Genomic DNA, 18,493 nt, shown 5'->3' on the forward strand with positions numbered 1-18,493 from the left:
TATAAGGGTGCGGAGGAATATGGAGATGAACAAAAAGAGCGTACGTGATATAGAACTGAATGGAAAACGGGTGTTTGTTCGTGTAGATTTTAACGTTCCGGTTGAAGATGGTAAAATTACAGATGACAAGCGTATTCGCGAAACCTTGCCAACCATTAACTACCTGATTGAAAAAGGTGCAAAAGTTATTTTGGCGAGTCACTTTGGACGTCCAAAGGGTCAAGTCGTTGAATCCATGCGTCTGACTGCTGCTGGTGTACGTTTGTCCGAACTGCTGAAAAAGCCAGTTGTTAAAGTGGACGAAGCAGTTGGTGAAGCTGTTAAAGCGAAAGTGGCTGAACTGCAAAACGGCGATGTGCTATTGCTTGAAAATGTACGCTTCTACCCAGGAGAAGAGAAAAATGATCCTGAACTGGCTAAGCAATTTGCTGAACTGGCTGACATTTTCGTGAATGATGCTTTTGGTGCAGCACACCGTGCTCATGCTTCTACAGAAGGTATCGCGCATTTCCTTCCGGCTGTTTCCGGCTTGCTGATGGAAAAAGAGTTGTCTGTTATTGGTAAAGCTTTGTCGAATCCAGATCGTCCTTTTACAGCCATTATTGGTGGTTCCAAAGTAAAAGACAAAATCGACGTAATCGACAACCTGCTGAACATTGCAGATAACGTAATTATTGGCGGCGGTTTGACTTATACATTCTTCAAAGCTCAAGGTCATGAAGTGGGTCAATCTTTGCTGGATGAATCCAAACTGGACGTAGCTCTTGGATTTATTGAAAAAGCGAAGAAGCTTGGCAAAAACTTCTACCTTCCTGTGGATATCGTTATCTCTGACGATTTCAGTGCTACAGCGAACACAAACATCGTGGATATCGACGGCATTCCTGCAGATTGGGAAGGCGTGGATATCGGACCGAAAACTCGTAAAATCTATGCAGATGTTATCAAGAACTCCAAATTGGTTGTTTGGAATGGACCAATGGGTGTATTTGAAATCGAGCCTTTCGCTGGCGGTACTCGTGAAGTAGCAGAAGCATGCGCCACAACAGATGCATACACCATCATTGGTGGCGGTGACTCTGCGGCTGCAGCTGAAAAATTCCACTTGGCTGACAAAATGGATCACATTTCCACTGGTGGCGGCGCATCCCTGGAATTCATGGAAGGCAAAGCACTTCCGGGTGTTGTTGCACTTAACGATAAATAATCAAACGCATTACGCTTAATAAAGGCTTTAGGGCACCTAATAGTTAGGAGTTGAAACCATTGAGAACACCGATTATCGCGGGTAACTGGAAGATGTTCAAAACCGTACCAGAAGCTAAAACCTTCATCGAAGAGATCAAAGGTAAAGCAGAGGTTGCAGGAGTGGAGAGCGTTATATGTGCTCCATTTACAAATCTTCCTGCTCTGGTTGAAGCAGTAAAAGGCACATCTATTAAAATCGGCGCACAAAACCTGCACTTTGCAGAAGATGGCGCATTTACAGGTGAAATCAGCGGCGGAATGCTTAAAGATCTGGGCGTAGACTACGTTGTGATCGGACACTCCGAGCGTCGTGAGTATTTCAACGAAACAGACGAAACGGTGAACAAAAAGGTTCATGCAGCATTCCGTCATGGCCTGACACCAATTGTATGTGTAGGCGAAAAGCTGGAAGACCGTGAAGCAGGTCAAACCAAAGAAGTTGTAAAAGTGCAAACTGTAGCAGCTTTTGCTGGTCTGGCTAAAGATCAAGCAGCACAAGTCGTAGTTGCTTATGAGCCAATCTGGGCCATCGGAACAGGCAAATCCTCTACTTCGCAGGATGCGAATGAAGTGATTTCCTACATCCGTAGTCTGATTAAAGAGCTGTATGATGAAAATACAGCAAGTGCTGTACGTATTCAGTACGGTGGTAGTGTAAAACCTGAAAATGTTACTGAGTACCTGGGTCAAAGCGATATCGACGGCGCGCTCGTGGGCGGTGCCAGTCTTCAACCGGCGTCGTACATCGCGCTTGTTGAGGGGGCGAAGTAAGATGACAGCACCAAAACCGGTAGCTTTAATTATTATGGACGGATTCGGACTGCGTGACACTGTGGAAGGCAATGCGGTTGCACAGGCCAACAAACCGAATTACGACCGGTATTTAAAACAGTATCCACATACCACGTTGACGGCTTCTGGTGAAGCGGTGGGTCTGCCGGAAGGACAAATGGGTAACTCCGAAGTAGGTCACTTGAACATCGGCGCAGGTCGAATTGTATATCAAGATTTGACTCGTATTTCGAAGTCCATCCGTGAAGGCGAGTTCTTCGACAATGAAACATTGGTTAAAGCCGTGCAACATGCGAAGAAGAACAACACTAAACTTCACCTGTACGGACTTCTGTCCGACGGTGGTGTGCATAGCCATATCAGCCATCTGTTCGCTATGCTGGATCTGGCTAAAAAAGAAGGATTAACTGAAGTGTACATTCATGCTTTCATGGATGGACGTGACGTTATGCCTGATAGCGGCGTAGGCTTTATGCAACAACTGGTCGCTAAAATTCAGGAAGTGGGCATTGGCCAAATTGCAACCGTACAAGGGCGCTATTATGCAATGGACCGCGACAAACGTTGGGAACGTGTTGAGAAGTCTTACCGTGCAATCGTATACGGTGAAGGTCCTCAATACACCGATCCACTCGAAGCATTGAAGGAATCGTATGAAAAGTCAGTGTTCGATGAATTCGTGGAACCAACTGTTATTGTGAAGGCTGATGGAAGCCCTGTAGGGCTGGTCGAAAGCAATGACTCTGTCGTATTCCTGAATTTCCGTCCTGACCGTGCGATTCAATTGTCTCAAGTATTTACCAATGAAGATTTCCGTGGTTTTGACCGTGGGCCAAAATGGCCTAAGGATCTGCACTTTGTTTGCCTGACCTTGTTCAGTGAAACGGTTGGAGGCTTTGTTGCCTATGAACCGAAAAACCTAGACAACACGTTTGGCGAGGTGCTGGTACAAAACAACAAAAAGCAATTGCGTATTGCTGAGACAGAAAAGTATCCGCACGTTACTTTCTTTTTCAGTGGCGGACGCGATGTGGAGCTTCCTGGCGAAACTCGTATTTTGATCAATTCGCCTAAAGTGGCTACATATGATCTGCAGCCTGAAATGAGTGCGTATGAAGTAGCGGATGCTGCTGTTAAGGAAATCGAAGCTGACAAGCATGATGCGATTATCCTGAACTTTGCCAATCCGGATATGGTTGGACACTCCGGTATGCTGGAACCAACAATTAAGGCAGTAGAGACGACGGATGAATGTGTTGGACGTGTTGTAGATGCAGTTAAAGCCAAAGGTGGCGTGGTAATTATCATCGCTGACCATGGTAACGCGGATATGGAAATTGATGAGCAGGGACGTCCGTTCACAGCTCACACAACGAATCCGGTTCCGTTCATTTTGACTGACGAAAATATCGTTCTGCGTGAGCATGGAATTCTGGCTGACGTAGCTCCAACGCTTCTGGATTTGATGCAACTTCCGCAACCTGCGGAAATGACAGGAAAATCTATGATTGCATCCCGCAAGTAAGCTTGATTTAATAAGTATAGGCTTGACCAATAAATTATGAATTACAAAGGAGATTAAGTACAAATGACTATTATTTCTGACGTGTACGCTCGCGAAGTCCTCGACTCCCGTGGTAACCCTACGGTTGAAGTTGAAGTATATCTGGAATCCGGTGCGATTGGTCGCGCTATCGTTCCTTCTGGTGCATCCACAGGCGCTCACGAAGCTGTAGAGCTTCGCGATAACGACAAATCCCGTTACCTGGGTAAAGGCGTTCTGCAAGCTGTTAAAAACGTGAACGAAATTATTGCTCCTGAAGTAATCGGCTTGGATGCTGTGAACCAAGTAGAAATCGATACATTGATGATCAAATTGGACGGTACTCCAAACAAAGGTAAACTGGGTGCGAATGCAATTCTGGCTGTATCCATGGCTGTAGCTCGCGCTGCTGCTGAAGCTCTGGGCTTGCCACTGTACACTTACCTGGGCGGATTCAACGCTAAACAATTGCCAGTACCAATGATGAACATCGTTAACGGTGGTGCTCATGCCGACAACAACGTTGACGTACAAGAATTCATGGTTCTGCCTGTAGGCGCTCCTACATTCAAAGAAGCTCTGCGTGTTGGCGCAGAAATCTTCCACAACCTGAAATCCGTACTGAATTCCAAAGGCTTGAACACAGCTGTTGGTGATGAAGGTGGTTTTGCTCCTAACTTCAAATCCAACGAAGAAGCTCTGTCCACTATTATCGAAGCGATCGAAAAAGCTGGTTACAAACCAGGCGTTGACGTATTCCTCGGTATGGACGTTGCTTCCACTGAGTTCTTCAAAGATGGAAAATACACTTTGGAAGGCGAAGGCAAATCCTTCACTTCTGCTGAGTTCGTTGACCTGCTTGCTTCTTGGGTTGATAAATACCCAATCATCACTATTGAAGATGGTTGCTCCGAAGATGACTGGGAAGGTTGGAAATTGCTCACTGAAAAACTGGGCAACAAAATCCAATTGGTTGGTGACGACCTGTTCGTAACTAACACAGAGCGTCTGGCTAAAGGTATCGATGAAAACATCGGTAACTCTATCCTGATCAAAGTAAACCAAATCGGTACGCTGACTGAAACATTCGATGCTATCGAATTGGCTAAACGTGCAGGATACACAGCTGTAATCTCTCACCGTTCCGGTGAATCCGAAGACAGCACAATCGCCGATATCGCTGTTGCAACAAATGCAGGCCAAATCAAAACTGGTGCTCCTTCCCGTACTGACCGTATTGCGAAGTACAACCAATTGCTCCGCATTGAGGATCAACTGGGTGAACTGGCTCAATACCACGGCCTGAAATCTTTCTACAACCTGAAGAAATAATATTGCTAAAAATGCTGGTGGCGCCTCGGGTCTATGATTTATCATAGGGTCAGACGCTCGACGCTTTTGCGCATGAATAAAACAGATCTGCTTGCGATATGCAAGCAGGTCTTTTTTTTTATAAATAATGCATATATGATCTACAGAAGCTTAATGGCTAAGTGTCTTGCTGTAGCTGTTGTTATCTACTGGAAGCTGTGGTAGAATGAAAATAGTGTTTTGCGTTAATTTCCGGCTATTTAAAGCATGATATGTGCATGTTTTCATAAAAGAGGCTGTGTTGTTTTGCAAAACAGATGTATAAGCTCAGGAGGTGGGATTTTTCATGGAAATCTTTTTGAAAGTGCTGCTCGTTGTGTTCTCGATTGCTGTTATTGCGGTTGTGTTACTGCAAAAGGGGAAAAGCGCAGGTTTGTCCGGTGCCATCTCTGGCGGTGCTGAGCATCTGTTCGGCAAGACCAAAGCTCGCGGTATGGATTTGATTTTACAACGCGTAACTGCTGTTTTGGGTGCATGTTTTATGATCGTTTCCGTTTTGGTTGCATTTTTTGCAAAATAAGATAAATATACACCTTAAGCCTTCGTTTCACGGGAAACGGGGGCTTTTTTGGATTTTGGACAGGCAGGGATGCCGTCGATTAAATTCGTGTATACTAGGGTATGAGTATATAAAGAGCCTTGTATCAGGAACAAGGAACATGCGGATTTATTACTGAAAATTAAAGGTCACCCGAGGTGGACAAAATTATGATAACAGAGCAACAACTACTTGATTTCATGCGCGAGACCGCATACAAGCCTATGACATACCAGGAGCTGGAGCAACATTTTGACATTAAGGATGCAGAAGAGTTTCGTGAATTTCTTAAGCTCTTGAACGCATTGGAGGAAGACGGGAAAATTCTGCTGACCCGCACGAACCGTTATGGTGTTCCAGAACGGATGGATTTGCAGCGCGGGCGTTTGCAGGCCCATGCCAAGGGCTTTGCTTTTTTGATTCCAGAGGACCGGGAGCACCCGGATGTATACATTCATGCTAACGACTTAAAGAGCGCGATGAATGGAGATACGGTACTGGTAAGAGTAACATCAAAGGGACCTGCGGGTGGCCGATTAGAAGGCGAAGTTGTGCGAATCGTGAAGCGCGCAGTGCTTCAGGTAGTCGGTGTGTTTCAGAGCCACGAAGCATACGGTTTTGTTTTGCCGGATGATAAACGTATTAACCGGGACATTTTCATTCCTAAGGACAGCTTTAACGGAGCTGTAAACGGACAAAAGGTTGTCGTGCGTATTGTGAGCTATCCGGAAGGACGTGCAGCGGCAGAAGGCGAAGTGCTGGAGGTGCTGGGTCATAAGGATGATCCGGGCGTTGACATCTTGTCCGTTATTCGCAAGCATCAGCTCCCGGAAGCTTTTCCGGATGAAGTGATGGCAGAAGCCGATCAGGCTCCTGATGCGATTACGGAAGAAGAGATTATACGTCAGGGACGGCGTGATTTGCGCGATAGAATCATTGTTACCATTGACGGTGAGGATGCCAAAGATCTCGATGATGCGGTTAATGTAGAGCGCTTGCCGAACGGGAACTACCGTCTGGGCGTTCATATTGCTGACGTAGGTTATTATGTGCGTGAGAACTCCAAGCTGGATCTAGAGGCATATAACCGCGGTTGTAGTGTGTATTTGGTTGACCGTGTCATTCCGATGCTTCCACATCGACTTTCAAACGGAATTTGTTCATTGAATCCTCAGGTGGATCGACTGACTTTATCCTGTGAGATGGAGTTCAATGAGCATATGAAGGTCGTAAAGCATGATATTTTTACCAGCGTGATTAAAACGAAGGAACGGATGACCTATACTAACGTTCGCAAAATCCTCGAAGAGGAAGATGCAGAACTGATGGAACGGTACAAGGACCTGGTTGATGTATTCCGTACGATGAAGGATTTAGCATTGAAGCTACGTGCGAATCGGATGCGCCGCGGTGCAGTTGATTTTGATTTTGATGAGGCCAAAGTGATTGTAGATGATGAAGGCAAAGCTGTCGATATTGTGAAGAGGGATCGTACGATAGCCGAACAAATAATCGAAGAGTTTATGCTGGCGGCCAATGAAACGGTAGCCGAACATTTTCACTGGCTCAAGGTACCGTTCTTGTACCGGATTCATGAGGACCCCGATCCAGAGAAGCTGCAAAACTTTATGGCTTTTGCAGCTAATTTTGGTCATCAGATCAAAGGTCGAGGAAATTCCATTCATCCGCGTGCACTCCAAACATTGTTAGAAGACATTCAGGGTACGAAGGAGCAAACGGTGCTTAGCACAATGATGCTGCGTTCGATGAAGCAGGCAAAATATGATGCGGAGTCTACAGGACATTTTGGACTGGCTGCGGAGTATTACTCTCATTTTACATCACCGATTCGTCGTTACCCTGACTTGGTAATTCACCGTGTCATTCGTGAGGTATTGGAGAATGGCGGGGCTTTGACAGATGAGCGTCAGGAATATTTGACTGCACGCATGCCAGATATTGCTCAGCAATCCTCCGAGCGTGAACGTGTGGCTGTGGATGCAGAGCGCGACACAGAACAGATGAAAAAGGCTGAATATATGCTGGATAAGGTCGGCGAGGAGTTCGAAGGGATCATCAGCAGTGTAACCAGCTTTGGGATGTTCATTGAGCTGGACAACACAGTCGAGGGCTTAACGCGTCTGAGTGCACTTACGGACGACTATTATCATTTTGACGAGCAGCATATGGCGTTAATCGGAGAACGCACCTCTAAGGTATTCCGCATTGGGGATGAGGTTAAGGTTCGTGTCGCGCGTGTGAATATGGAAGATTACACAATTGACTTTGAACTCGTCGATATGAAGCAACGGCAACGTCGTGAACGGACGGGAGGCTCGGGCCAGGGTGGAGATTTTGCACGTGGCGAGGGCCGTGCTAAAGGCAGAGGCCGAGAAGGACGTGACCGTAAGGGCGGTAAGGACAAGGCTGGTAGAGAGCGTAAAGGCGGGCGTGAGGCGGCTGGAAAGCCTAAAGAGGGCGGCAACGGAGGAATCAGCACCACAGGTCGCGCAGGTCGTGGTGGTGGAAACGGTGTCGGTACAGGCTCGCCAGGCAGCTTCGGCTTTGGTAGTGGCAAGGGCGGATACAATTCTCCAGCAACGGGTGCAAGCAAGCGACGGAAGAAGACGTCTGCCAGCGGGATATTCATTGGTGATGCAGCTACCCCAGGTAGTGATGCCAGACCAGGTGGTGAAGGCGCAGCACGTCGCAAGCGGAAAAAAAAGGGCGCTAACGGCGGGAATAGCACCGCTGGGTTTGTGCGGAAAAAGAAAAAGTAGGTTGATATAACTTACTGTTAGGAGATTGGGGCTTCCGAGAGCAGTGAATGAAGCTTACGGATGCTTAGGTATATGAGCGGTTTCTGTCTGTAGTAATGGATAGAAGCCGCTTGGTTTTAGTGTGCTATACGTGTAATGAGAAATGTAGAAGGCTTGACCTTTCTTGCTTTTACCCTCTGAAATTTGTTACAATATATTTCTAGGTAGCTCTTTGTAGCAGGAATTCTAGATTGAATCTAAGTTATTCATAAGGAGTGGTATTCATGGGTAAGAAGGCAGATGGGAAAGTGCTCGCCCAGAACAAAAAAGCTTCCCATGACTATTTTATTGAGGACACCTACGAGGCGGGCATGGTGTTAACGGGAACGGAAATTAAGTCTCTGCGGAATGGTCGCTCTAATATAAGCGATGCTTTTGCTACGATCCGTAATGGCGAAATTCATATTCACAATATGCATATTAGCCCTTTTGAACAAGGTAATCGTAACAATCCGACTGATCCGACGCGTACGCGTAAGTTGCTGCTGCATAAAGAGCAGATTCGTAAGCTTATTGGTCTCTCGAAACAGGAAGGCTACACCATCGTGCCGCTCAAAATTTATGTTCGCAACGGTTATGCCAAACTGCTGCTTGGACTGGGTAGAGGTAAAAAGCAGTATGACAAGCGAGAAACAGCTGCCAAACGTGATGCACAGCGTGATATCCAACGTGCTCTGCGCGAGAAGCAAAAAATAGCGAGATAAGCAGTTTGCTTACTCTGTATGGTACAAATTACGTGGATAAGTTACTTGTTCCTGTAATGGTGCTATTTTATCGAGCTAGAATGGCTTCAATCCGTTTCGTTATGACATGTAATATGTTATACTAACGAAGTAGTAAGTTTTCAAAGATCTTGGATTTAACTTGATTCGAGTGTTGGATCTTAGGATTCAGCTTTTGATATTATGCACTTATGCTCCGGTATTTCCGGATTTATCCGTGGAGCCCTTTTATAATAAGGGGGCGTTTATGGATTCGACGGGGATAGTTCGAGCATGGGTAGCGGGTAGTGGGGACGCGTCCACTTCATCAACGCTAAAGCCTATTAAACGGCAAACAACAAAACAACTACGCTTTCGCAGCTTAATAACCTGTGAGCGTGCTCCTCTCCTGCATCGCCCATGTGCCGGATGTAGGGGCTAACCTATAGTGGGATACGCTGCCACATCTCCGCCTGGGGTGTGCTGAAGAAGACAATCAGGCTGACCCAACGTATAGCCGGTTACGGGGCGATACTCGGGTGACATCAAAACTGTGACTACACCCGTAGAAGCTTATGTGTCGTTATCTTCGGACAGGGGTTCGACTCCCCTCGCCTCCATTTAAAAAACCCGCTCATTGAGCGGGTTTTTGCTTTTTATGGAGTTAAAATGTAGACGAAATGTAGACATGAAATTATGAAGGATCAAATTGTACTAGAAGTTGTAGACATCATGTCTACAACTTGGTTTATAAATTTTATGCACTGCATATAACTGAATAGTATTGATTTTTCATTTGTATAAGTTGAATTTGAAGGGGAATAAAGCAGGTAGAAAGAATGCTTGGCAAGCAGTTTGAGATGGAATTATAGAAAAATAGCGACGGTACCGACGTTGGCGTAGAATGACGCTTTCGATGGTACCGTCAATTTTTTTAGGTTCAATGGGGGTGATTATTTGCCCTTAAAAAGAAAAAGAACATCTGGTGTGTACTCTACATGATAATTTGTTTTTTTAGATAAGATGGATTTAATTTGATCGGCAGTCTGTTCTTATTTATCCTCTTTTCCATATTAATTTCAGAAATACACATTGAAAATAACGCTTCGTATGGTTCTTTCTGTAAACATAATCCCTATTCTGTCCGATACATACATAAGATGGGTTATTGTTAAATATCCCCCCTTACTTTCGTATTTTGAAGTAAACTCTCACCTTTTTAAGAAGAAGGGACCACCTCTATGAACTATATGGACGAGCATATCCTAAGTCTCAAAAATAAGCTTAATCATGATGCAGCATCTAATAACGTAAATACGAACCTATCTCAAGCTGATGTACCTGGTCAGGACAACTCAGTTGCTGAACAAAACAGGGTGCTACGGATGGGTGATGAGCTGATCCCGTTGGAATGGAAAACGATTTTGGATGGACAAGTGGCGGTTAGCATCCCCAAACTTTTTAGCCTGATGCCGCTGGAGCAAGCTAAATTTAAATATCCTTCGGAACATCGCCCCCAGGTGATTTATACCTCTCTGGAAGGGACGGTGAATATCACCTTTAATTCGACAGAATCGGCTTTGGAGGTGGACGAGCTTCCCGAGTTTGTAGAACAAATGGCAGATGTACTGCGGTCTGTACAACCTGTTCGTAACTGGATCGGTACGGAAATGATCATGAATCCTTACGGGTTGTCCATCGGAATGATCCGTTTTGTAGCCGCAGGTGTGGATACGAATTTGTACAACGAAATGTTGCTGTTTGTCCATGAGGGACAGGTGACGATGGGTACGTTTAACTGTATGGAATCGGACATGGAAGCGTGGTTGCCTGTGGCAGAAAATACAGTGCAATCTCTCCATATTGTTCCGTCACCTTCGGATTCTACATTTGAGAAAGGTGTGGCTTTCCTATGAGCCTCGGTTACGATCAAATTCAAATCTATCCCTTCGAGCTGGTTGAGCTGGAACAGCTTACCCTCACGAAAAAAATCAACGAGCATACCCGGCTCTATTTTACAGGAATCATCCCCGAGGATATGCAGGACAGCTATGTGGAAACGACGGAAAAGAACACTGTCATCCAGGTGAGCCAGCGGAATGAGTCTGGTGAAAGTAAGCCGCTATTCAGCGGAATTGCGCTATCGGTCGAAGTGAAGGTCGTGCGGGACGTGTACTATCTGGAGGTGGAGGCGATATCCCATACCTACCGGATGGACATCCAACAGCGTACCCGTTCTTTTCAATATACGAAAATGACCATTCCTCAGATGCTGGAGCAGATCGGCAAGGACTACGAAGGGCTGGATGTGATTGATGGAGCGACAGGTGGAGAGCAAATCGGAAGGCTTGCCATCCAGTATCAGGAGACGGACTGGGCGTTCTTGAGACGTATGGCCTCCCGGTATCATACGAGCCTGATGCCTGTGGCTCGTTTTGACAGCCCTAAATTTTATTTTGGCATTGAGGATAGTCCTGCACAGGTGGTGCTGGATCATACTCGTTATACCGTGCGCAAGCAGATGCTGCCTTTCCGTTATTTTCAGGAAAATGAGCAGGCGAAGGTGACAGAAAATGACTTTATTTTCTATGAGGTAGAAACGGACGAGGTACTGGATTTGGGAGCTCAGATGACCTTTCAGGGACACAGCTTGTATGTAGTGGAAGCCTATACCGAAATGAGACAAGGGCTGCTGCGGCATCAATATGTGCTTGCCTCGTACAAAGGCTTACGGCAAAAAAGCTACTATCAGGAAAAGCTGGCGGGAGCCTCTTTAAGCGGTATGGTTGTGGACATCCGTCAGGACCAGGTGCGCATCCATCTGGATTGCGATGAGAAGCAGGATGTAGATAAGGCACACTGGTTCAACTATTCGACGGTGTATAGTGCTGGGGGGCATACTGGCTGGTATGTGATGCCGGAAAAAGGTGATCCGGTTTCACTCTATTTTCCGGGCAGTCGTGAAGAAGATGGGATAGCGGGGAGTGCGGTTCGACGTGCAGGCAGAGGGGGCGGACACAACAAGTTTTCCAATCCGCAGATGAAAATATGGCGAACACCCCATGGCAAGGAGATTCGTTTGGGGCCGGATGAGCTGGTCGTGACGGGTAAAGACGGCGCTATTTTTATCAAGCTGGACGACAAGGAAGGCATTCATATCGTAAGCAGCAAGCAGGTAAGTATCTCGGCGGGTGGCAACTTGAGTCTATCTGCTGGGAAAACGATGAGTCTGTCCGCAGGCAGTGAGTTGCGTATGGATTGCAACGGTAGTCATATTCAATTGAGCGGATCAGCGGATATGAAGGGCAGTGAAGTGAAGTCGAATTAGGCTGTAGTGCGGCAGCATGATGATATGACATATGAAGAGCTTCAACTAGTGGAGGAATGCAAATGGAGAAGCCTATAGATGAGCTAAACCCGCAGCAGCAAGTCATCCTAAATCAAGCATGGTTCCTGATCCGCAGAGACTGGGCGCTGAAGTTCAAAGCGAAGCAAGGTCAGCGGATTCAAGCCTGTGTCGAGGAGTTTCGGGGATATTGCCGGGACATTCGGCAAGAGCAGCTTCAAGGAAGAAAAGGAAAGATCGGTTATATCACGTACTCCATGCTACGTACCACATGGTTGGAGGAGCGGCCTACCTACCTGGTGGAGGCAGCGAACGCTTTATGGGTACTTGATCCTGAACCGATTCGATTCGAATGGGATACAAGCTGGACATATTCCTATTGGACCGATTTGCAGCAAAAATTACGAAGGGAGGTAGAGAAGCAGCATGTTTCTCTACCGGAGCTTGAATGGGAGCAGGTCATGCTGGAGGCAGCGGTACATATTCATGTGCTCGTTGTGAATATGATGCGTTTGGCGATAAAAAAGGCGATGTGCTTACCGGAGTTTCAGGAGCTGGATCGGGAAGAAACATTTGAGATCCGTGTGGGGGAATATATGGACCACACTATATCAGTGTATAAAGAAGATCGCAGAGCGTTAGAGGCGAGCGAAATCCGGTCGTGGCTGGAGGAACAAGAAGAGCATGCCTATAGCTATCAGGCGTTGGAGAAAATCCAGCTTTCGGACGGAGATTATAGTCAGTTGGATTTCCGCTATACGGCTTTTCGCCAAATCGAGATGGAACATAGTCGCTTGCATGGCTGTGTCTTGGTTGGAACGATGTGGGAGGAAAGTCAACTCGATGGAATCGACTTAACGTACAGCTTGCTTCATGGAGCCGATTTTAGTGGATGCTCGATGAAAGGGGCTATATTAGATGCCGTTATGGGGAACGCCGGATATGGATCAGATGCTGCTTTAGATTGGGAGCCATTAGGTTTTGCTGGCGTAGATTTCACAAGGGCGAGTTTGCAGGGGGCCCGTTTTCAAGACGCACAGCTGCGAGAAGCCGTATTTCAAGATGCGTCACTACAAAGAGCGTTCTTGAACGGGGCGGATCTAACGGATGCCTGCTTTGCTGGAGCGGATGTGTCAGGTGCTTCCTTTAAAGGGGCTTGTTTGATTGGAGCTGATTTTACGGGCGCCAATGTACAAGGAGCCATGTTTACCGATGCACAGCGTAGAGGAGCTATTGGATTGGAGTGGGCAATCCTTGAGGCTTCCCTTTCACACAAAGAGCCGTCTGCGTCTGTACAGGCGAGGGATGCCGCTGGTAAAAGGGAGTGGCTGCATTGAGATATTTTCGACTGATGGTAGACGAGCGGGTAAAACATCGGGTAGAACCTGCTGCGCTGTCTCCCTTGCAAGTAGAAGACATCCTGACAGGAGCCCAGGGACAGCAGGATGATCCTCTGTTTCTTGCTGTATATACCGATCCACGAACGGTGTACCCGGATTTTTTGGAATATCCTCTGCCGCTAGTGTCGGATCGGATGAAAGCATTATTAGAGAAATATATGCCGGGACTGGAGTGGAGAGCGGCCATCCTTACCGATTTTCAGCAGGCCAGGCAGGAGGTGTACTGGGTGCTTCGTCCGCCGAAGATGGATCGTTTGTCCGCACAAACGGAATGGTATCCCAATGAGACGTTGAAGCGTTTGATACTGAGACAGGGGGAGATGGAGTCGCCTGTTTTTCGAATTGTGGGACTGATCGAACCCCATATCTATATCCATTTGGCGGTGGCGGAAAGTCTGCTGCGGCGATCATTTACAGGCATTCGAGTACAACGAATCGAGATGGAGCACTAAGGGGGATGGAGCAAGGTGGGAGAAGCCCAAGTGAAACCGGGAACGGGTGCGAAAAAGAGCTATGTCGTGGCAGGAGCAATTTTAAGCTGTAGTTATGGCACTCAGCCTACCCGTTTGAAACGACCTTTTAGCCATGGGGTCTACGTTAAAAACAAAGCGCAAATGAACATTGGAGATTATGTACCGGGTGTGAACATCCAGTCTTTTGGGAACTGCTCCAGTCCATTAAATCCGGCTGTGCAGGCCAGTGAGATGGTGGACATCTATGGCGTGAAGAAGGCCCCGTGTATTCCGGTCCTGACCATGCCGTGGCTGAACGGGAAAAGTGACGTGAAGATCGAGGGGCAGCCCGCCTTGACACAGAACTGTACCCATCAGTGTCTGTATTGTGGTCATATCCAAATTGAAAATGATGGGCAGGAGCTGGATTAAGGGTCTGTTTCAAAGCCGCTAGGTTTGGAAACGACCTCGCGGCTTTAAGCCGCCCGAAAGGAGACATGAACTCACTTGAGTGTATTACAAAACGGAATCGGGTATGAAAGCCTGCGTTTTTACGGTTCCTTTCAGCCTCAACATATAGAGAAGCTTCAAATTACAAGAGCCATCAACGATCATGCATATTTGATGGTGAGCGGCATGCTGTCGGAAGAACAGGGAGCCGTATGTATTGGACAGAACATGGAGGATGAACCGATCGTCATCCTCCAATTGGATGAGCAGGGACAATCGCTAAGACGATTATTCCATGGCATCGTTACACGTCTATCGGTGCATTGCACTCGGGGCGTGTATACCTTTGAACTGGAAGCCGCCTCGCATTCGTATCAGATGGATATCAAGCTGAAAAAGCGATCCTATCAAGATATTCACCGCACCTATGATGACCTGGTCACAGCGATGGTTCGAAAATACCAGTATGGAGATGCCATTGATACCGTCACGAACTATGCCAAACTGGACACTTTTGTTTTACAATATGAGGAGACGGATTGGGCATTTTTAAAGCGCCTCGCCTCCCGCTTTGGATCGGTGCTGGTGCCGGAGGTAACGGCTGCGTCGCCCAAAGTTTTTTTCGGGATGCCGGAAGGCAAACCGTACAAGGTGGAACGGGATGTATTTTACCGGGTACGGAAAACGTTTCATGAGCTAGATGAGGGAAAGCCAGGAGAACGCGCAGGTTCGTATGTGACTTATGTGATCGAAAGTTTGCTTTATGTGGCGCTAGGGGATCTCATAACGTTACCAATTGGATCAGGAAAAGAGTTGGTCGTCGTTCGGGCAGTGACACGGTTAGAGGATGGCTTGTTGCTCACTCGTTACGATCTCCAGGCCGAACAGGATATCCGCTATGCCCGTTATGAAAACGATCAAGCTACGGGAATTACACTTACGGGTAGTGTGTTAAAGGTACAGCAAGACTTTATACAGCTCCAGTTGGATATCGACCCTAAACAAGACCTGGCTAAAGCATGTTGGTTCCCTGTGGCGACTCGCTATGTAGCGGAAGAACACAGTGGATGGTATGATATGCCAGAGATTGGGGAGCGGGTGGAGCTTTACTTGCCGACGAGCCGGGAACATGAAGCCTACGTGGCGGATTCGCTGCGGCAGCATCGCTACACGATGGGTCAGCCGGACGTCAAAGCATGGAGACATGCGCAAGGAAGCGGCGTGGATATGTCGAAGCAAGAACTGACCCTGTCCACTTCGGGAGCATTTTCGATTGCACTCCATGAAGGGAGTGGCATTACCGTCAGTAGTCCGGGAAATGTGCAGATTCAAGGCGGTCACGTGCAGCTGGATGCAGGGCAGGAGCTGTCACTTGAAGCAGGAAGTGCATTGTATCTTAAAGGCGGAGCCAGCAGCATGGTGCTGGATGGTGAAACGGATATCAAAGCCCCGGTGATTGATCAGGAGGGTACGGTGAAGGCTCCAGTGTTCGTTATGGATCTTCCTCCCGTGCCGGAACCGCCGCTGATGAATATTAAGGCATATGAAGCAGCACAATCCGCAGCCGCGAAGGCTTCATCCAACAGCACAGCAAAGCCCCCGACCGCGAAGATCACGAGCCCGACAGCTCAAAAAAAAGCTGATGCGTTGCTGGGTACGGTGTCCAAGCTGTTAGGCTCCATTCCGGTGGTGGGAGTAGTGGCAGGAGTTGCGATGGGAGCAGCATCGCTAATCGGACCTATGGGAATAGCAGCGGGTTCGATTCTGCTCGCAACCGCAGCTATTCCTGTTCGCAGCACAGGAACGAGTCGTGCTGGGGGTGGAGGTGCCAAAGGTGGTTTGCACCCGCTGAAATATTTAGCCAATTTGGCGTTGCAAGGACTCATTAGTCAATACGAGCATGAGCAAGCCAGGGATGCCTATTATAAAAAGTGGATACTAGGGAAGGTGTTTACGAGTGCACGTGAGTTAGGGTTACCCACCTCATTGGAGGATATAGTACCCTATATACGAAAGCTTGCAAATGAAGTGGGGGAAGCATACCAACAGATTCCTGCGGATTTAAGACAACGCTGGAAGGTGAATTCCGAAAATTACATGGCCCAACAGCTGGAGCCAAAAAAAGAAGAAAAAGAGCAGTCATGGTGGGATCTTATGGCGGAAGCCCAGTTCCAGAATTCGGAAAACGAAGCCATTATGGCGAAGCAGATGGCGAACGAGTTGGAGTATGCCGCAGATGTGAGTGGAGAAGTTGTATTAGGATCGGCATCAGCAGTTGTAACAGATTACTCGTATGGATTAATGAATAAGGAATACGCCTCAGATCATCCGAAGGCACGTAAAACAGGTGAAGTGATCGGACATGCCTTAACAACTGTAGCCGGAGCTGTAGAAACGGTTGGTGCTGTGGGGGAAGGATTCTTAGGTGGTTTGATAACGACTACGGGAGTAGGGGCACCCGTAGGTGTCCTTGCTATGGCACAATCTGCCTTTATGGGAGTACAAGGAACAACGGTAATGTATACCGGAGCATCTAATAGTGTTGAAAGTACTAAGGATCTTTATCGAATGTTTGAAAGCGAGGGGCCAAGTCCCAATAGATCAACGCCGTCTAAACCTTCTAGTTCGAAGTCAGGCAAGAGTGAAGGCACACCTTCTTCGCAGAAACCAAGTAAACCAAACGAAAAGCCGACTGGGACTAAGGGGACGGGTAATGTTAATCTAACAGAACCTTCTTTACCTAAAGGTGGAAAACCTAAAGGAAACTATACAAAAGGTGACTCACACGGTATTAAGAAAGAGAGTGAAACAGCCGATCTAATGGCAGATCAAGGATATGACATTGAGATGCTAGATGAAGTAAACGGTGGTAATGGATACGGAATAAAAGAGTCGTCAAATCCAGATTTCTTAATTGAAGGTAAGGTATTTGACTGTTATGCGCCAACAATAGAAACAAATGTAGATAACATTCTTAGAAACATAACAAAAAAGACTAAAACACAAGCAGAAAGAATAGTTCTAAATGTAGATCAGTTCCCTTCTGAAAAAGTCGCCGAAATTATTCAAGGGATTTTAAGAAAAGCAAATCCAAACGGTGATTTAAAGAACTTAAAAGAACTATCTATTGTGAAAGATGGGGAAATTACACGAGTATTTGGGGGATAGAAGTGAATGGATTATGAATTGTTTTTACTATCTAATGTAGGTATTAATTCATTAGGTGAGATGATGGAAAGATTTACAACTGAGTATGCGAACAAGAAGGCATCATTGAGTTGTAACGATGAGGAAATAGTTATTGGGTCTGAGCTATTTTCATTGGCTCTTGAAATTGAAGATATTTCTGATATCGCTTTTGTTAGAAATCATTATAACTTAGATGTAAATGTCTGCATCAGAATTCAATTATTTGGTAATACTTTTCATCAAGGACTAGAGCTTTTGTTTAAAATTATGGGAAGGCTTATAAGACATATTGATGGAAATCTATTATTTCTAGAAGATGGTTCAGCTCAGTTGCTTAGAATTGAGGATGGTCAGCTAATTGTCAATAACACTTTAGACCAGTATCAGACGAAATATTTAACCACAAGTCTACTTAGTCTACTTGACCGTCCTTACATTGAAAAAGAATTGTCAAACTAAGATGTAAATGTGAATCAATCTGTGGGGCTACCCAGTCCCGAATGAACCCATCATTCAATCAATAACACGTTTAACCCATGTAATACCCGTATAAAGATTTTGTCATTTCTTATGTACGCACATTAATGCTTGAATTTATAACCTAAATAATGTTATTACGTTACATTGAACAGATCAATTATGGT

General features: G+C 46.4%; 14 protein-coding genes and 1 other RNA gene. All 15 read left to right on the forward strand.

Annotation, left to right across the window (positions count from 1 at the left end):
• Positions 1–25 precede the first annotated feature (25 nt).
• Positions 26–1,207: a phosphoglycerate kinase gene (locus tag PPM_RS00945; RefSeq protein ID WP_014599369.1), complete on the forward strand. Its 1,182-nt coding sequence runs from the start codon at positions 26–28 to the stop codon at positions 1,205–1,207.
• 59 nt (positions 1,208–1,266) lie between these two features.
• A complete protein-coding gene (gene tpiA, locus PPM_RS00950; RefSeq protein ID WP_013368819.1) occupies positions 1,267–2,019 on the forward strand; it encodes a triose-phosphate isomerase in 753 nt (250 codons plus the stop codon).
• Between the two features lies 1 nt (position 2,020).
• Complete coding sequence (gene gpmI / locus PPM_RS00955) at positions 2,021–3,565, forward strand: 2,3-bisphosphoglycerate-independent phosphoglycerate mutase (protein ID WP_013368820.1); 1,545 nt, start codon at positions 2,021–2,023, stop codon at positions 3,563–3,565.
• Positions 3,566–3,628: 63 nt separating this feature from the next.
• Complete coding sequence (gene eno / locus PPM_RS00960; protein WP_013368821.1) at positions 3,629–4,915, forward strand: phosphopyruvate hydratase; 1,287 nt, start codon at positions 3,629–3,631, stop codon at positions 4,913–4,915.
• A 325-nt stretch (positions 4,916–5,240) separates the two neighbouring features.
• Entirely contained in the window at positions 5,241–5,474 is a 234-nt protein-coding gene (gene secG / locus PPM_RS00965; protein WP_013368823.1) for a preprotein translocase subunit SecG, read from the forward strand.
• A gap of 188 nt (positions 5,475–5,662) precedes the next feature.
• On the forward strand, positions 5,663–8,272 hold the full coding sequence (gene rnr, locus PPM_RS00970; protein WP_013368824.1) for a ribonuclease R: 2,610 nt from the start codon (positions 5,663–5,665) through the stop codon (positions 8,270–8,272).
• 263 nt (positions 8,273–8,535) lie between these two features.
• Entirely contained in the window at positions 8,536–9,015 is a 480-nt protein-coding gene (gene smpB / locus PPM_RS00975; protein WP_007428162.1) for an SsrA-binding protein SmpB, read from the forward strand.
• Between the two features lie 255 nt (positions 9,016–9,270).
• Positions 9,271–9,635: a transfer-messenger RNA gene (gene ssrA / locus PPM_RS28170) on the forward strand.
• Positions 9,636–10,253: 618 nt separating this feature from the next.
• Positions 10,254–10,928 (forward strand): hypothetical protein, encoded by a 675-nt coding sequence (locus PPM_RS00980; protein WP_013368825.1) that lies wholly within the window; start codon positions 10,254–10,256, stop codon positions 10,926–10,928.
• Positions 10,925–12,340, forward strand: a complete 1,416-nt coding sequence (locus PPM_RS00985; RefSeq protein ID WP_013368826.1) for a phage baseplate assembly protein V — start codon at positions 10,925–10,927, stop codon at positions 12,338–12,340. The genes PPM_RS00980 and PPM_RS00985 overlap by 4 nt, the downstream gene beginning before the upstream one ends.
• Before the next feature lie 62 nt (positions 12,341–12,402).
• Positions 12,403–13,695: a pentapeptide repeat-containing protein gene (locus PPM_RS00990; protein ID WP_013368827.1), complete on the forward strand. Its 1,293-nt coding sequence runs from the start codon at positions 12,403–12,405 to the stop codon at positions 13,693–13,695.
• A gap of 14 nt (positions 13,696–13,709) precedes the next feature.
• On the forward strand, positions 13,710–14,210 hold the full coding sequence (locus PPM_RS00995; RefSeq protein ID WP_013368828.1) for a hypothetical protein: 501 nt from the start codon (positions 13,710–13,712) through the stop codon (positions 14,208–14,210).
• 15 nt (positions 14,211–14,225) lie between these two features.
• Positions 14,226–14,642 (forward strand): DUF4280 domain-containing protein, encoded by a 417-nt coding sequence (locus PPM_RS01000; protein WP_013368829.1) that lies wholly within the window; start codon positions 14,226–14,228, stop codon positions 14,640–14,642.
• A gap of 75 nt (positions 14,643–14,717) precedes the next feature.
• A complete protein-coding gene (locus PPM_RS01005; RefSeq protein WP_013368830.1) occupies positions 14,718–17,828 on the forward strand; it encodes a contractile injection system protein, VgrG/Pvc8 family in 3,111 nt (1,036 codons plus the stop codon).
• A gap of 6 nt (positions 17,829–17,834) precedes the next feature.
• Complete coding sequence (locus PPM_RS01010) at positions 17,835–18,308, forward strand: hypothetical protein (RefSeq protein WP_013368831.1); 474 nt, start codon at positions 17,835–17,837, stop codon at positions 18,306–18,308.
• Positions 18,309–18,493: the final 185 nt, after the last annotated feature.

It is taken from the genome of Paenibacillus polymyxa M1 (assembly GCF_000237325.1).
GTDB classification, from domain to species: Bacteria; Bacillota; Bacilli; order Paenibacillales; family Paenibacillaceae; genus Paenibacillus; species Paenibacillus polymyxa_C.

Excerpts from the sequence above, each read along its gene's own strand:
- smpB (WP_007428162.1), top strand. The coding sequence starts at position 8,536 with ATGGGTAAGAAGGCAGATGGGAAAGTGCTCGCCCAGAACAAAAAAGCT.
- gpmI (WP_013368820.1), top strand. The coding sequence starts at position 2,021 with ATGACAGCACCAAAACCGGTAGCTTTAATTATTATGGACGGATTCGGA.
- PPM_RS01010 (WP_013368831.1), top strand. The coding sequence starts at position 17,835 with ATGGATTATGAATTGTTTTTACTATCTAATGTAGGTATTAATTCATTA.
- PPM_RS00985 (WP_013368826.1), top strand. The coding sequence starts at position 10,925 with ATGAGCCTCGGTTACGATCAAATTCAAATCTATCCCTTCGAGCTGGTT.
- PPM_RS00980 (WP_013368825.1), top strand. The coding sequence starts at position 10,254 with ATGAACTATATGGACGAGCATATCCTAAGTCTCAAAAATAAGCTTAAT.
- eno (WP_013368821.1), top strand. The coding sequence starts at position 3,629 with ATGACTATTATTTCTGACGTGTACGCTCGCGAAGTCCTCGACTCCCGT.
- PPM_RS00995 (WP_013368828.1), top strand. The coding sequence starts at position 13,710 with ATGGTAGACGAGCGGGTAAAACATCGGGTAGAACCTGCTGCGCTGTCT.
- PPM_RS00945 (WP_014599369.1), top strand. The coding sequence starts at position 26 with ATGAACAAAAAGAGCGTACGTGATATAGAACTGAATGGAAAACGGGTG.
- PPM_RS00990 (WP_013368827.1), top strand. The coding sequence starts at position 12,403 with ATGGAGAAGCCTATAGATGAGCTAAACCCGCAGCAGCAAGTCATCCTA.
- rnr (WP_013368824.1), top strand. The coding sequence starts at position 5,663 with ATGATAACAGAGCAACAACTACTTGATTTCATGCGCGAGACCGCATAC.
- secG (WP_013368823.1), top strand. The coding sequence starts at position 5,241 with ATGGAAATCTTTTTGAAAGTGCTGCTCGTTGTGTTCTCGATTGCTGTT.